A 14,531-nucleotide genomic window follows, 5' to 3' on the forward strand; every position below is an offset into this window, starting at 1 on the left:
CCAGAGGCGCCCCACAAGCCATAGTAGCCTTCCGCCAGGCCTGCAACTGGCTGTCGGCCCTTTCCTATTATTGTTTTCGCTCAATAAACCTTATGTTTAAAAGGGGTAATCCTGTGCCGGACGGCTTTCGTCGACTTAAGGAGAAGTCCCATGAGTGAGCAAGAAGGAGTGGCCCTGACCCGGCGCGGGATTCTGGCGGGGGGTGTGTTACTCGGTGTCGGCGGTACTCTGCTGAGCACAGGCCTGGCCCAAGCGGCCGTGCCGCAGGCAAAAGCTTCGCCTGCCGACCTGGCGAAGCTGGAGCGGGTCAGCGTGGAACTGGTCGCACCGCCCCAGGTACATGCCCATGCCCAGCGCGCGCCAGGCAAACCTCGCATCGTCGAGTTCCGCCTGGTCATCGAGGAAAAAGAGCTGGCCATCGACAACAACGGCGCCTTCATCCATGCCATGACCTTCAACGGCTCGGTGCCCGGCCCGCTGCTGGTGGTACACGAAGGCGACTACGTGGAGCTCACCCTGGTCAACCCGGCCAGCAACAGCATGATGCACAACATCGACTTCCACGCCTCCACCGGCGCCCTGGGCGGCGGCGAGCTGACTCATGTGAAGCCCGGCGAACAGGTGAAACTGCGCTTCAAGGCCGACCGGGCCGGAGTGTTCGTGTACCACTGCGCGCCTGGCGGGGCGATGATCCCGTGGCATGTGGTGTGTGGCATGAACGGCGCGATCATGGTGCTACCGCGCGATGGCCTGAAAGACCCCGAAGGCCGCCCGCTGCAGTACGACAAGGTCTGGTACATCGGCGAGCAGGACTACTACATCCCCCGCGACAAGGACGGCAAGTACAAGCGCTACCCCACCCCCATCGCCAGCTTTGCCGACATGCAACCCCTGATGAAGGGGCTGGTGCCGACCCATATCGTGTTCAACGGCAGCGTCGGCGCGCTGACCGGCAAGCAAGCCCTGACCGCCAAGGTGGGCGAGACAGTGCTGATCGTGCACTCGCAGGCCAACCGCGACACCCGCCCGCATCTGATCGGCGGCCACGGTGACTATGTCTGGGCCTCCGGTAAGTTCGCCAACCCACCGCAGCGCAACCTCGAAACCTGGTTCATCCCGGGCGGCGCGGCGGGCGCGGCGCTGTACACCTTCCGCCAGCCCGGCCTGTACACCTACCTCAACCACAACCTGATCGAGGCGGTGATGCTCGGCGCGGCCGCCCATGTGCAGGTCGAAGGGCAATGGAACGACGACCTGATGAGCCAGGTGGAGGCGCCTGGGCCGATCAAATAGCGGCGTTGATCCCGATCAAGCCCCTTGGCCATGCGCGGCATAGCCTGAACACAGGCATCTACTTCATGGAGGGAGACCATGGCCAAGAAATTTCCCGTGAACCCAAGCCACCCCGAACGGATCTGCTGGGGGTGCGATCTGTATTGCCCGGCCAAGGCGCTGGCCTGTGGCAACGGGGCGGAGCGAACCCTGCATCCGGCGGAGTTGTTCGGCGAGGACTGGCACCTGCAAGCGGACCAGCTGGAGCAACCGTTGCCCGACGCATCAGCCATCCGACACCAAGGTTGAGCCCGGCAGCCGATAACGGCACCATGGCGGTCGCCTTATCACCCAGCAAGGACCGCTCATGGATTTTTTCAAGAAGTTGCTTGGCCAATCGCGCCCTGAGGCCAACGAGGCCGATGCACAACCCCAGCCGCAGGTTGCCGAGCCCGAGCCGACGATCACGGCCGCCGAGGCCGCCAACCAGGCCGCGCGCGAGGCGGGCTGCGCCGTGCTCGATCGCCATTGGCAGACGGTCGGCAACGTCGAGCAGGATGTGCTGGATTACGCCATCAGCCCAAGCCTGATGGGCGGGCCACACTGGCCATCGACCCGCCAGGCCTACCGCGTCGTACGCCGAGAGCGCAGCATCCTGCTGGCCAGCGATGGCCTGTCTGACCCCTTCGACGATGTCGAAGGCGCGGGCAATGGCTTCGAGCTGGAGCTTTTCGTCGAGTCAGCCGACTTCCCCGAAGCGGAGTACGGAAAGGCTGGCGACGTCAGCCCATTCATGGGCAGTTGGGCGTTCGATGTGGTGCGTACCGTAGCCGATACCGTGGCCGACGCGGGCGGCATCAATCACCGTCTGGAGCGCTTCGGCGTGCTGTCGTTCGAGCTGCCTGGCGTGAGCCAGTCGCCGTGCATGAGGGGGCAATTGCCCGCGCACTTCGTGACCGAGGATGACTGCCTTGGTGTGCTGGTAGGCGGGCCAGCGCCTGATTTCAGCACACACCTGGCAGACATGCCGCTGTCGCCGGTGACACTGGTGCCGGTGGTACTGATCACCGCCGCCGAGCTCGACTATGTGCGTAACGGCGGCGGCCAGGCGCGGATGGATCTGGTGGAGCGCTTGCAGGCCGCGGGGCATGGGCATGTGAGCAATTTGCAGCGGGAAAGCGTGATCTGACGGTGTCAGGTGCCGCTGGGCTTACTTGCCTTGCAACACCTTGAGCGCTGCTTCGGCCAAGAAGCCTGAGCGGCTCTTGTGCTCGGGGTGATTCTGCACATAGCTGTCGATGCGGGTGAGCAGATAGGCCGGCAAGGTGATGTTGAGTTTTTCGGCCTTGCCCAGGTAACGGGTGATGTCGATGTCGATCAGCGCCCAGGTGCAGCCGGCGTAAGCCGGGTTGGCGGCATGCTCGCTGACCTTGCCGGCCTTGGGGATCTCCTGCTGGTCCTGGGCAAGCAGTTCGAGATGGCCTTCGATCGCCTCGCGGGCCATGGCGATGGCATCGTCGAGGTCGTCGCCGGCCGAGAAGCACCCAGGGATGTCTGGCACTTCCACGCCCCAGGCGTGCTGATGATCGCCGGGAAGGATCGCGATGGGAAAAAGCATGGCTGGGGTTCTCCTGGTCAGCTGGCGTAACCGATCCGCGCCTGGCGCAGGATGCTGGCCGCGGTGGCGGGCAGCAGGTCCTTCTTCGGGTGCGGGATGGTGACCAGTCCGGTCTTGTGGGGGTGCTTGAAGTGGTGGTGGCTGCCTTTCGAACGCACCAGGTACCAACCATCCGCCTCGATCACGGAAATCATTTCGCGGCTATTAATAACCCAATCCTTGGGCGAGCCGAGCTGTGGTTAGTATAACCACCAAACAGGCTTTATCAACACCATACCCACCAAGGCGACGAGTGGGCGATCCGAAGGGAATTAGGGTGATTGCAGGCTGGGTGGCCTGAGAGAAGTGATGCGGGATCTTGCGATAATTTTCTCCAAGCCCGCTCCCACGCCCCAGTGATACCCGCTACTTGCTCCTGGCACGACAACGCAGGTCGAACAGCCACGGTGCCCGCGATCTTCAGATCACCAGCCCCGCCACTTCCTGGGCCACGCCCAGGAACGCCGCCGGCAAGCGCGCCTGGCGCCGCTCCTTGAGGCAATACAGGTACTCGTGCATCACCGGCGCCTCTTCCAACGCCAGCACCCGCAGCTCCGGGTTATGCGGCACTTCGTGGCGGGCAATGATGCTGATGCCGATATTGCGCAGCACCGCCTCGCGGATCGACTCGCGGCTACCGATCTCCAACAACGCACCGGCCTTCACGCCGGCCTCCTGCATCATCTGCTCGGTCAGTTTGCGCGTGGTCGAGCCCTTCTCGCGCATCAGCAGGCAATGCCCGGCCACCACGTCGATGGACACCGCTTGGCGGTGAGCCAGCGGATGATTGCGGTGCACGGCCACCACCAGCGGGTCGGTGCCCAACACCCGGCGCACCAGGCGCGCGTCCTCCAGCAGTTGCGAAGAGGCCGCGATGTCCACTCGATAGTCCTCGAGCATTTCCAGCACCTGCTGGGAGTTGCCGATCTCGACCGCAACGTCCACCTGGGGCAGGCGTTCGCGGAAGATCTTCACCAGGTCGAGGATGTAGTACGGCGCGGTGGCGGCGATGCGCAGGCTGCCCTGGGCCAGGCTGCTGTTGCGCAGTTCGAACTCGATGTCGGCCTCCTGCTGCAGCAGGGCCTTGACCATCGGCAACAGGCGTACGCCCTCCTCGCTCAGCACCAGGCGCCGGCCGCCACGGTAGAACAACTCCACCGCATACTGGCTTTCGAGGTTGCGGACCTGCGTGGTCACCGTGGGCTGGCTGAGCCCGAGCTTCTTCGCCGCCAGGGTGATGCTGCCCAGGCGGGCCACCATGTAGAAGGCTTTGAGCTCGGCGCTCAGCATTGTGCATAACCTCTATTTGCGCAGCAGGCGCAAGCCGTTGAACACCACCAGCAGGCTCACGCCCATGTCGGCGAACACCGCCATCCACATGGTGGCCATGCCGGCAAAGGTGATCGCCAGGAAAATCGCCTTGATCCCCAGGGCCAGCACGATGTTCTGGGTGAGGATCGCCGCGCTTTGGCGCGACAGCCTGACGAACGCCGGGATTTTGCGCAAGTCGTCGTCCATCAGCGCCACGTCGGCAGTCTCGATGGCCGTGTCGGTACCGGCGGCGGCCATCGCGAAACCGATCTCGGCACGGGCCAGGGCCGGTGCGTCGTTGATACCGTCACCGACCATGCCGACCCGGTGGCCTTCGGCGTACAGGCGCTCGATGGTGGCGAGCTTGTCCGCCGGCAACAGGTTGCCCTCGGCCCGGTCGATCCCCACCTGGGCAGCGATCGCCTGGGCGGTATGAGGATTGTCGCCGGTAAGCATGACCGTCTTGATACCGAGCGCATGCAGTTCGGCAATGGCCTGGCGGCTGCTGTCCTTGACCGTGTCGGCCACGGCGAATAGCGCCAGCGGGCCGCTGCGGTCGAGCAACAGCACCACGGTCTTGCCCTGGCGCTCCAGCTGGTCCAGCTCGGCTTCGAGCTGCGGCGAGCACAAGCCCAGTTCTTCGACCAGGCGATGGTTGCCCAGGTGGTAGGTTTCACCGTCGATGTCGCCACGCACCCCGCGCCCGGCCAGGGCGGCGAACTCGGTGACTTCGCTCATTGCCAGGTCTTGCGCCTTGGCGAACAAGGCAATGGCACCGGACACCGGGTGGTCGGAGCGGGCGGCAAGGCTTGCGGCCAGCGCCTGGGCACGGCCTTCGAACAACGGGTCGAGCACCTTGCTGTCGGTCTGCACCGGCTTGCCATGGGTGATGGTGCCGGTCTTGTCCAAGGCCAGGAAGTCCAGCTTGCGCCCACCCTCCAGGTACACGCCGCCCTTGATCAGGATGCCTTTGCGCGCGGCGGCGGCCAGGCCGCTGACGATGGTCACCGGGGTGGAGATCACCAGCGCGCACGGGCAGGCCACCACCAGCAGCACCAGGGCGCGGTAGATCCAGTCGAACCAGGCACCGGCCATGAACAGCGGCGGGATGATCGCCACCGCCAGGGCCACGGCGAAGACCACCGGGGTGTAGATGCGCGAGAACTGGTCGACGAAGCGCTGGGTCGGCGCACGGGCGCCCTGGGCCTCCTCGACCGCCTTGATGATGCGTGCCAGGGTCGACTGGCCGGCGCCCGCAGTGACGCGGTATTCCAGCGAGCCTGCCTGGTTGATGGTGCCGGCGAACAGTTTGTCGCCCACCGTTTTCTCCACTGGCAGGCTTTCGCCGGTGATCGGTGCCTGATCGACGCTGGATTGCCCACTGACCACTTCGCCGTCCAGGCCGATGCGCTCACCTGGGCGTACCCGCACCCGCGCACCCAAAGCTACCTCGCGCACATCGACTTCAAGCCACTGTCCGTCTGCCTGCTGCACGGTCGCCATGTCCGGCGCCAGCTGCATCAGGCCGCCGATCGCGTTGCGCGCGCGGTCCAGCGAGCGGGCCTCGATCAGTTCGGCCACGGTGAACAGCACCATCACCATGGCCGCTTCCGGCCATTGGCCGATCAGCACGGCGCCGGTCACGGCGATGCTCATCAGGGCGTTGATGTTGAGGTTGCGGTTCTTCAGGGCGATCCAGCCCTTCTTGTAGGTGCCCAGCCCACAGCCGAGGATGGCCGCCAGGGCCAGCGCCGCTACCACCCACTCCGGCGCCTTGCCGGCGAAATGCACGATTTCGGCGGCGACCGCCGCCACACCGGACACTGCCAGCGGCCACCAGCGGGTCTTGCTGGCCTGGGGCATTTCGGCGCTGCCGTCGTCCTCGTCGGCCAGCGGCTCGGCCTTCATGCCCAGGCTGTCGATGGCCTGCTCGATCTGGCCGGTGCCGTCGTGGGTGTGACGCACGCCCAACACGCGGTTGATCAGGTTGAACTCCAGTTGCTCGATACCGGCCAGCTTGCCCAGCTTATCCTGGATCAGCGTCTGCTCGGTCGGGCAGTCCATGGCCTGGATGCGGAAGCGGCTGAGGCGCGCCTGAGCACTGGCCTTCTCGGTCAGCTGCACCAGGGCAGGCGCAGCATGGGAGCCGCAGCAGCTGTGGGCATGGGTGTCGTGGCTGTGACCCTTTTCACCATGGTCGTGGTCATGCTTGTGTTCAGGGCTGACTGGCTGGTTCATGGAATCATCCTTAAAAAAGGGCACTAGCTCCCTGTAGGAGCCGGCTTTGCCGGCGAAAGCGTCCGCCCAGGCAAAGGTGTCGTTCCTGCTGACGTCTTCGCCGGCAAAGCCGGCTCCTACAGAGAGGGTTGTTGCCAAGTGAACACCCTGTAGCCACTATAGGGTCAAGCCCCTTGCTGGAGATTAGCCATGAAGATCGGAGAACTGGCCAAGGCCACCGACTGCGCCGTGGAGACCATCCGCTACTACGAACGCGAACAACTGCTGCCCGAGCCTGCCCGCAGCGATGGCAACTACCGGCTGTATACCCAGGCCCACGTCGAGCGGCTGACCTTCATCCGCAACTGCCGCACGCTGGACATGACCCTTGATGAAATTCGCAGCCTGTTGAACCTGCGCGACAGCCCGGAAGCGTCGTGCGGCAGCGTCAATGCGCTGATCGACGAGCATATCGAGCATGTGCAAGCGCGGATCGACGGGCTGGTGGCGCTGCAGGCGCAGCTGGTGGAGTTGCGTCAGCAGTGCAATGCGCAAGGGGCGGAATGCGCGATTCTGCAGCAGCTGGAGACGAATGGGGCGGTGTCGGTGCCGGAGGTGGAGCATTCGCACGTGGGCAGAAGCCACGGGCATTGAAAATGCCTGGGGGCGCTGCGCCCCCTTTCGCGACACAAGGCCGCTCCCACAGGTTCTGCACTGTACCTGTGGGAACGGCCTTGTGTCGCGATGGGCTGCAAGGCAGCGCCAACATTCTGAAAAGCTACACCGCCATCGGCGCGGTCATCGGCGCATGGTGCTCATACCCTTCCAGCGAGAAGTCGCTCGGTTCGATCTTCTCCAGCCACTCCGGCTCGTACTTGCCGGTCTTGGCGAACGCCGGCACGCGGTCGCTGATCACCAGCTTCGGCGCCGCCAGCGGCTCGCGCTTCATCTGCTCGTTGAGCATGTCCAGGTGGTTCTCGTACACATGGGCATCGCCAATGAAGTAGGTGAACCAGCGCGGGGTGTAGCCGGTCAGGCGCCCGAACAGCGACAGCAGTGCCGCGCCTTCGGTGAGGTTGAACGGCGTGCCCAGGCCCAGATCGTTGGAGCGGATGTAGAGCGTCAGGGAGATCTCCTTGGTCTCGACATTCGGGTGGAACTGGTACAGCAAGTGGCACGGCGGCAGGGCCATTTCATCCAGCTGGGCGCAGTTCCAGCCGTGGAACAGGATGCGCCGGCTGCCCGGGTCGTTGGCGATGGTGTCCAGGCACTGGCGCACCTGGTCGATGGCCTTGTACAGGATGACGAAGGCCTGGCCGTCCTCCTCGTCCTGGGCGATGCGACGGAAGCCCGCCTTTTCCGCCATCTCGATGGCGGCCGGGTTGCTCAGCGGGATGCGCTTGTAGCCCGGCCACTGGCGCCACTGCACGCCGTAGATCTCACCGAGGTCGTCATGGCCCTGGCGGAACGGGTTGGCCAGCCACTGGGCGTTCTCGTTGGCGTTCTGGTCCCAGACCTTGCAGCCCAACTCGCGAAATTCGCCGGCATTCTTCACACCGCGCAGGAAACCGACCATCTCGCCGATCGCCGACTTGAACGCCAGCTTGCGTGTGGTGATGGCCGGGAAGCCTTTCTGCAGGTCGAAGCGCAGCATGGCGCCCGGCAGGCTGATGGTGCGGATGCCGGTGCGGTTTTCCTGCAGCGTGCCGTTGTCGATGACGTCACGGACCAGATCTAGATACTGTTTCATGGCTTACCTGTAACAAGAACGGCAGGGGGATCGCCCCTGCCGTGGGAATCAAACGGTGGCCTTGGCCGTCGGTTTGCGGTTGTAGGCCAGCCAGATCAGGAAGATGCCGCCGACGATCATCGGCACGCAGAGCAACTGACCCATGGTCAACCAGCCGAAGGCGATGTAGCCAAGCTGGGCGTCGGGTACCCGCACGAACTCCACGATGAAACGGAAGATGCCGTAGAACAGCGCGAACATGCCGGAAACGGCCATGGTCGGGCGCGGCTTGCGCGAGTACAGCCAAAGGATGACGAATAATGCCACACCTTCGAGGGCGAACTGGTACAGCTGCGACGGGTGACGCGGCAGCTGCGCAGGGTCGCTGAACGGTGGGAAGACCATGGCCCAGGGCACGTCGGTGGCCTTGCCCCACAGTTCGGCGTTGATGAAGTTGCCGATACGCCCGGCGCCCAGGCCGATCGGCACCAGCGGCGCGACGAAGTCCATCAGCTCGAAGAACGACTTGTTGTTGCGCTTGCCGAACCACAGCGCCGCCAGCATCACGCCGATGAAGCCGCCGTGGAACGACATGCCGCCCTTCCACACCTCGAAGATCAGCGTCGGGTTGGCCAGGTACTGGTGCAGGTCGTAGAACAGCACATAGCCCAGGCGCCCGCCGACGATCACCCCCATCGACAGCCAGAACACCAGGTCGGAGAGTTTCTCGCGGTTCCAGGTCGGGTCGAAGCGGTTCAACCGGCGCGAGGCCAGCAGCCAGGCGCCGCCGATGCCGATCAGGTACATCAGGCCGTACCAGTGGATTTTCAGTGGACCGAGGGCCACGGCCACGGGGTCTATCTGCGGGTAAGGCAGCATTGTCTTTCCTCTAGTTTCAGATAAGGAAGCTGAGTCCGACGCAGAACAGCAGCGCGGCGAACAGGCGCTTGAGCACGCGCGGCGACAGCTTGTGCGCCAGACGCGCGCCGAAGCGGGCGAAGAACATGCTGGTCACGGCTATGCCGACCAGCGCGGGAAGGTAGACGTAACCGATGCTGTGGGCTGGCAGATGCTCTTCATGCCAGCCCAGCCACATGAAGCTAAGGGTGCTGGCCAGGGCGATTGGTAGACCGCAGGCCGACGAAGTGGCCACCGCCTGCTGCATGGGCAGGCTGCGCCAGGTCAGGAAGGGCACGGTGAGCGATCCACCGCCGATCCCAAAGATGGCAGAGGCCCAGCCGATCACGCCGCCGGCGGCGGTCAGGCCGGGTTTGCCAGGGATGCCGCAGCTGGCCTTGGGCTTGAGGTCCAGGGCCATCTGCGCGGCGATCACCAGGGCGAACACACCGATGATCTTCTGCAACACCGGGCCCTGGATCAGCGAAGCTGTCTTCGCGCCGACCAATGCGCCGAGCAGGATGCCCACGGTCATCCAGGCGAAGATCGGCCACTGCACCGCGCCTTTGCGCTGGTGCTCGAGCACGGCGTTGATCGAGGTGAAGACGATGGTCGCCAGCGAAGTGCCGACCGCCAGGTGGGTCAGCACCGAAGGGTCGAAGCCCTGCAGGGTGAAGCTGAACACCAGCACCGGCACGATGATGATGCCGCCACCGACACCGAACAGCCCGGCCAGCACACCCGCGCAGGCGCCCAGCAGCAGATAGAGAGCGAATTCCATTCGTGGCCCCAGTGGAAAACAATCCGGCATGGTAACGGAAGCCACGCCCGGCGCTCTAGTGAAGTCTGTGTCAGGTGATGGCTAGCGGTCGACGGCGCGGGTAGAGTGGCCGAAAACACAGGGGACAACCTATGTGCCTGATCGTATTCGCCTGGCGGCCGGGGACAGCCCGGCCGCTGATCGTCGCGGCCAACCGCGATGAATTCCATGCCCGGCCCACCCAGGCCCTGGCCGCCTGGGAGGATGCACCAGGGGTGTATGCCGGGCGGGACTTGGAAGCCGGCGGGACCTGGCTGGGGGTCGGGCCAAGGGGGCGGTTCGCGGCGCTGACCAATATCCGCGACCCGCGCCAGCCCTTGGGGCCGCGCTCACGAGGTGAACTGGTCGCGGCTTATCTGCGGGGCGAACTGGGGGTCGAGGCGTACCTCGATCAGGTGGCCAGCCGCAGTGAGCAGTATTCCGGCTTCAACCTGCTGGTTGGCGATGGGCAGCGGTTGGGTTACCTACACGCGCGTGAGGCCGGGCCGCGCCTGCTCTCGCCCGGCGTATACGGGCTGTCGAACGCCGGGCTGGACACACCTTGGCCGAAGCTGGTGAAGGCGCGTAACGGGCTGGAGGGATTGCTAGCGTCGGACGATCCACAGCGACTGCTGGCATTGCTGGCCGACGTACAACCTGCGCCGGACAGCGAATTGCCCGAGACAGGCGTAGGGCTGGCAACCGAGAAGCTGCTGTCGAGCGTGTTCATCGCCAGCCAGAACTATGGGACGCGGGCGAGCACGGTGCTGATCGTGGATGACCAGGGGCGACGGCGGATGATCGAGCGCAGCTTCGGGCCGTTTGGTGGGCACCTCGGGGAGGTCAGCCTGGAGGTTTGAGGTGTTGTAACGGCCTGTTCACCAGCCCTATTGATTTGGCCTGGCCTCTGTAGGAGCGGCTTCAGCCGCGATCACCCGCAAAGCGGGTGCCACACACCGCGGTGCCTCCATCGCGGCTTAAGCCACTCCTACAGAGGACGCTGTGCCCGGCAGCCCAGACGCAGCGAATCAAAGGGTATTGTTCGGCCCGATCATCCGCGCCAGGCCAAGGTTCTTCAGCGCCAGTTGCAGCGAGCTGTGGATAACCTGCGGGTTGTCGTGGCTCATGGCGTCGGCCAGCAGCTCCTTGGCCTTGCTCTTGTTGATCTGACGCAGCATCCACTTCACCTTAGGCAGGTTGGTGGCGTTCATCGACAGGCTGTCGAAGCCCATGGCCATCAGCAGGATCGCGGCGGCCGGATCACCGGCCATCTCGCCGCAGATGCTCACCGGCTTGCCTTCTTCATGGGCCACGCTGACCACCGTCTGCAACGCCTGCAACACAGCTGGGTGCAGGTAGTCGTACAGGTCGGCGACCCGCGGGTTGTTGCGATCGACGGCCAGCAGGTACTGCGTAAGGTCGTTCGACCCGACCGAGAGGAAGTCCACCTGCCGCGCCAGCTCGCGGGTCTGGTACACGGCGGCGGGGATCTCCACCATCACCCCGACCGGCGGCATGGGCACGTCGGTGCCTTCGTCACGCACCTCGCCCCAGGCGCGGTGGATCAGGTGCAGCGCTTCTTCCAGCTCATGGATACCGGAAATCATGGGGAGCAGGATGCGCAGATTGTTCAGCCCCTCGCTGGCCTTGAGCATGGCGCGGGTCTGCACCAGGAAGATTTCCGGGTGGTCGAGGGTGACGCGGATGCCGCGCCAGCCGAGGAAGGGGTTTTCTTCCTTGATCGGGAAGTACGAAAGCGACTTGTCGCCACCGATGTCGAGGCTGCGCATGGTCACCGGCAGCGGGTGGAAGGCCTGCAGCTGCTCGCGGTAGATCGCCAACTGCTCCTTCTCGCTGGGGAAGCGCTGGTTGATCATGAACGGCACTTCGGTGCGGTACAGGCCGACACCCTCGGCGCCGCGCTGCTGGGCCCGGGCCACGTCGGCGAGCAGGCCGGTGTTGACCCACAGCGGCATGCGGTGGCCGTCCGGGGTGATGCAGGGAAGCTCGCGCAGGGCATCGAGGCCGCGGGCCAGCTGACGTTCCTCCTCGACCACGTCGCTGTACTGCTTGCGCAGCACCTCGCCGGGGTTGGTGAACACCTCGCCCTTGTAGCCGTCGACGATCATGTCGATGCCGTCGGCCTTCGAATACGGCAGGTCGACTACGCCCATGACCGTGGGGATACCCATCGCCCGGGCAAGGATTGCCACGTGGGAGTTGCCCGAACCGAGTACCGAGACCAGGCCCACCAGCTTGCCTTCCGGCACCTCGCCAAGCATGGCGGGGGTCAGTTCCTCGCTGACCAGGATGGTGTTGTCTTCATAGACCAGCGACTGCGAACGGGCCTCCTGGAGATAGGCCAGCAGGCGCCGGCCTAGGTCCTTGACGTCCGAGGCACGCTCGCGCAGATAGTCGTCGTCCATCAGCTCGAAGCGGTTGACGTGCTCGCCGACCACCTGGCGCAGGGCGCCCTGGGCCCACTGGCCGGTCTTGATGACCTCGACCACCTCGCCACCGAGGGCGGCGTCCTCGAGCATCATCAGGTACACGTCGAACAACGCACGCTCTTCGGGGCGCAATTGGGTGGCGAGCTTGGCCGACAGCTTGCGCATGTCCTCGCGCACGCCTTCGAGGGCGTTGTTGAACAGCTTGAGTTCGTTGTCGATGTCCTCGACGGTGCGGTCCGGCACCACTTCCAGGTCGGCGGGCGGCAGCATCACCACGGAGCGGCCGACGGCAGCGCCCGGCGAGCCCGGAACCCCGACGAAGCGGGCCTCCTGGATGCCCTTGCCCTGACGGCCCAGGCCACGGATGGAGCCGGTGGCCTCGGCGTGGGCAATAACTCCGGCGAGCTGGGCGCTCATGGTGACCAGGAAGGCTTCTTCGCCTTCGTCGAACTGGCGGCGCTCCTTCTGCTGGATGACCAGCACACCCACCACGCGACGGTGGTGGATGATGGGGGCACCGAGGAAAGAGGCGAATTTTTCTTCGCCGGTTTCGGCGAAGTAGCGGTAACGCGGGTGGTCGGCGGCGTTCTCGAGGTTCAGCGGCTCCTCGCGGGTACCGACCAGGCCAACCAGGCCCTCGTTGGGGGCCATGCTGACCTTGCCGATGGAGCGCTTGTTCAGGCCCTCCGTAGCCATCAGCACGAAACGGTTGGTTTCCGGATCAAGCAAGTAGACCGAGCAGACCTGGCTGCCCATGGCCTCCTTGACGCGCAAGACAATGATACCCAACGCCGTCTTGAGATCTTTGGCGGAGTTCACTTCCTGGACGATCTTGCGCAGCGTATTGAGCATGGCTCGGGGTCGGACTCCGTCGTCAGTCGCGCGTCAGCAGGCGCGGGGCTAGCTCTTTCAGGGCGCGTCGGTATACCTCGCGCTTGAATGTCACCACCTGGCCCAGCGGATACCAGTAGCTGACCCAGCGCCAGCCGTCGAATTCCGGTTTGCCGGTGAGGTCCATGCGTACCCGTTGCTCGTTGCTCACCAGGCGTAGCAGGAACCACTTCTGTTTCTGGCCGATGCACAGCGGCTGGCTGTGGGTGCGCACCAGACGTTGCGGTAAACGATAACGCAACCAGCCACGGGTGCAGGCAAGAATTTCCACATCGTCGCGTTCAAGGCCAACTTCTTCGTTCAGCTCGCGGTACAGGGCGTCTTCCGGCGTCTCGTCAGGGTTGATGCCACCCTGGGGGAACTGCCAGGCATCCTGGTTGATCCGCCGAGCCCATAGCACCTGCCCGGCATCATTCGTGAGAATGATCCCGACATTGGGGCGAAAACCATCCGGGTCGATCACGGCAGCAACCTCGCAAACGCATGTCGCCGCATTGTTCCACAAAGCCTGAGCACGCAGCAACGCGCCCGCCAAGCTTATGTGCAGCGAGGTGAAAACTCCGTATTCTGCGGGGCTCCCGGAAGCTGATGCGAGACAACCCATGCGCCTGGCGTTATTCGACCTGGACAATACCCTCCTCGGCGGCGACAGCGACCACGCCTGGGGTGACTACCTGTGCGAACGGGGTATCCTCGACCCGGTCGCGTACAAGGCACGCAACGATGCCTTCTACCAGGACTACCTCAACGGCACCCTGGACATGCAGGCCTACCTGGCCTTCTCCATGGAGATCCTCGCGGCCAGCGAGCCCGCGCAGTTGGAGTGTTGGCACCGCGAGTTCATGCGCGATTGCATCGAGCCGATCATCCTGCCCAGGGCCGAGGCCCTGCTGCACCAGCATCGCGAGGCCGGCGACCAGCTGGTGATCATCACTGCTACCAACCGCTTCGTCACCGCGCCCATCGCCCGCCGCCTGGGGGTACGCACCCTGCTGGCCACCGAATGCCAGACGCAGGATGGGCGCTACACCGGGCGTAGTACCGATATACCGTGTTTTCGTGAAGGCAAGGTGACGCGGTTGAAGCGCTGGATGCTGGAGAACGGTTTCGATCTCGAGGGCAGCTGCTTCTATAGCGATTCGCTGAACGATGTGCCGTTGCTGGAGGTGGTGGAGCGGCCGGTGGCGGTGGATCCGGATCCGAAATTGCGGGCAGAGGCCGAGCGCAGGGGCTGGGAAATCATCACACTGCGCAACTGAACCGACGCGCCCTGTAGGAGCCAGCAAGGCTGGCTCCTACAGGTTCGGC

General features: G+C 64.6%; 15 protein-coding genes. 6 read left to right on the top strand and 9 right to left on the bottom strand.

Features of this window, described 5'->3' with window-relative positions; genetic code table 11:
* Nucleotides 1–150: 150 nt before the first annotated feature.
* The 3 genes from nirK (at nucleotide 151) to IM733_RS18015 (ending at nucleotide 2,461) form a co-directional block, all read left to right on the top strand.
* Nucleotides 151–1,293, top strand: a complete 1,143-nt coding sequence (nirK, locus tag IM733_RS18005) for a copper-containing nitrite reductase (protein WP_248917870.1) — start codon at nucleotides 151–153, stop codon at nucleotides 1,291–1,293.
* Between the two features lie 78 nt (nucleotides 1,294–1,371).
* The gene (locus IM733_RS18010) at nucleotides 1,372–1,581 is read left to right on the top strand and encodes a DUF3079 domain-containing protein (protein ID WP_248917871.1); all 210 of its coding nucleotides are present in this window, start codon (nucleotides 1,372–1,374) and stop codon (nucleotides 1,579–1,581) included.
* 58 nt (nucleotides 1,582–1,639) lie between these two features.
* A complete protein-coding gene (locus IM733_RS18015) occupies nucleotides 1,640–2,461 on the top strand; it encodes a suppressor of fused domain protein (protein ID WP_248917872.1) in 822 nt (273 codons plus the stop codon).
* A 21-nt stretch (nucleotides 2,462–2,482) separates the two neighbouring features.
* Here IM733_RS18015 and IM733_RS18020 read toward each other — a convergent pair whose 3' ends face one another.
* The 4 genes from IM733_RS18020 to IM733_RS18035 form a co-directional block, all read right to left on the bottom strand.
* On the bottom strand, nucleotides 2,483–2,890 hold the full coding sequence (locus IM733_RS18020; RefSeq protein ID WP_248917873.1) for a type II toxin-antitoxin system HicB family antitoxin: 408 nt from the start codon (nucleotides 2,888–2,890) through the stop codon (nucleotides 2,483–2,485).
* Nucleotides 2,891–2,907: 17 nt separating this feature from the next.
* On the bottom strand, nucleotides 2,908–3,099 hold the full coding sequence (locus IM733_RS18025) for a type II toxin-antitoxin system HicA family toxin (protein ID WP_110992223.1): 192 nt from the start codon (nucleotides 3,097–3,099) through the stop codon (nucleotides 2,908–2,910).
* 250 nt (nucleotides 3,100–3,349) lie between these two features.
* A complete protein-coding gene (locus tag IM733_RS18030; protein ID WP_248917874.1) occupies nucleotides 3,350–4,219 on the bottom strand; it encodes a LysR family transcriptional regulator in 870 nt (289 codons plus the stop codon).
* A 12-nt stretch (nucleotides 4,220–4,231) separates the two neighbouring features.
* On the bottom strand, nucleotides 4,232–6,478 hold the full coding sequence (locus IM733_RS18035; protein WP_248917875.1) for a heavy metal translocating P-type ATPase: 2,247 nt from the start codon (nucleotides 6,476–6,478) through the stop codon (nucleotides 4,232–4,234).
* Nucleotides 6,479–6,667: 189 nt separating this feature from the next.
* On the opposite strand from IM733_RS18035, the gene cadR reads away from it, so the two are divergent.
* The gene (gene cadR / locus IM733_RS18040; protein ID WP_011536217.1) at nucleotides 6,668–7,111 is read left to right on the top strand and encodes a cadmium resistance transcriptional regulator CadR; all 444 of its coding nucleotides are present in this window, start codon (nucleotides 6,668–6,670) and stop codon (nucleotides 7,109–7,111) included.
* A 124-nt stretch (nucleotides 7,112–7,235) separates the two neighbouring features.
* Here cadR and IM733_RS18045 read toward each other — a convergent pair whose 3' ends face one another.
* Genes IM733_RS18045 through IM733_RS18055 form a run of 3 tightly spaced genes read right to left on the bottom strand, consistent with a single transcriptional unit; the run spans nucleotide 7,236 to nucleotide 9,864 of the window.
* Nucleotides 7,236–8,207, bottom strand: coding sequence for a thymidylate synthase (locus tag IM733_RS18045; protein ID WP_011536218.1), 972 nt, complete (start codon nucleotides 8,205–8,207; stop codon nucleotides 7,236–7,238).
* 48 nt (nucleotides 8,208–8,255) lie between these two features.
* Complete coding sequence (gene lgt / locus IM733_RS18050) at nucleotides 8,256–9,065, bottom strand: prolipoprotein diacylglyceryl transferase (RefSeq protein ID WP_248917876.1); 810 nt, start codon at nucleotides 9,063–9,065, stop codon at nucleotides 8,256–8,258.
* A gap of 16 nt (nucleotides 9,066–9,081) precedes the next feature.
* Nucleotides 9,082–9,864: a sulfite exporter TauE/SafE family protein gene (locus IM733_RS18055; RefSeq protein ID WP_248917877.1), complete on the bottom strand. Its 783-nt coding sequence runs from the start codon at nucleotides 9,862–9,864 to the stop codon at nucleotides 9,082–9,084.
* A 131-nt stretch (nucleotides 9,865–9,995) separates the two neighbouring features.
* Here IM733_RS18055 and IM733_RS18060 point away from each other — a divergent pair, with 131 nt between their 5' ends.
* Nucleotides 9,996–10,742, top strand: a complete 747-nt coding sequence (locus IM733_RS18060) for an NRDE family protein (protein WP_248917878.1) — start codon at nucleotides 9,996–9,998, stop codon at nucleotides 10,740–10,742.
* A 168-nt stretch (nucleotides 10,743–10,910) separates the two neighbouring features.
* On the opposite strand, the gene ptsP is transcribed toward IM733_RS18060, so the two are convergent.
* Both ptsP and IM733_RS18070 read right to left on the bottom strand, forming a co-directional pair.
* Entirely contained in the window at nucleotides 10,911–13,184 is a 2,274-nt protein-coding gene (ptsP, locus tag IM733_RS18065) for a phosphoenolpyruvate--protein phosphotransferase (RefSeq protein WP_248917879.1), read from the bottom strand.
* A gap of 22 nt (nucleotides 13,185–13,206) precedes the next feature.
* The gene (locus IM733_RS18070) at nucleotides 13,207–13,686 is read right to left on the bottom strand and encodes an RNA pyrophosphohydrolase (protein ID WP_003249017.1); all 480 of its coding nucleotides are present in this window, start codon (nucleotides 13,684–13,686) and stop codon (nucleotides 13,207–13,209) included.
* A 139-nt stretch (nucleotides 13,687–13,825) separates the two neighbouring features.
* Here IM733_RS18070 and IM733_RS18075 point away from each other — a divergent pair, with 139 nt between their 5' ends.
* Nucleotides 13,826–14,482: an HAD family hydrolase gene (locus IM733_RS18075; protein ID WP_248917880.1), complete on the top strand. Its 657-nt coding sequence runs from the start codon at nucleotides 13,826–13,828 to the stop codon at nucleotides 14,480–14,482.
* Nucleotides 14,483–14,531: the final 49 nt, after the last annotated feature.

Source organism: Pseudomonas entomophila (assembly GCF_023277925.1).
Taxonomy (GTDB): domain Bacteria; phylum Pseudomonadota; class Gammaproteobacteria; order Pseudomonadales; family Pseudomonadaceae; genus Aquipseudomonas; species Aquipseudomonas entomophila_D.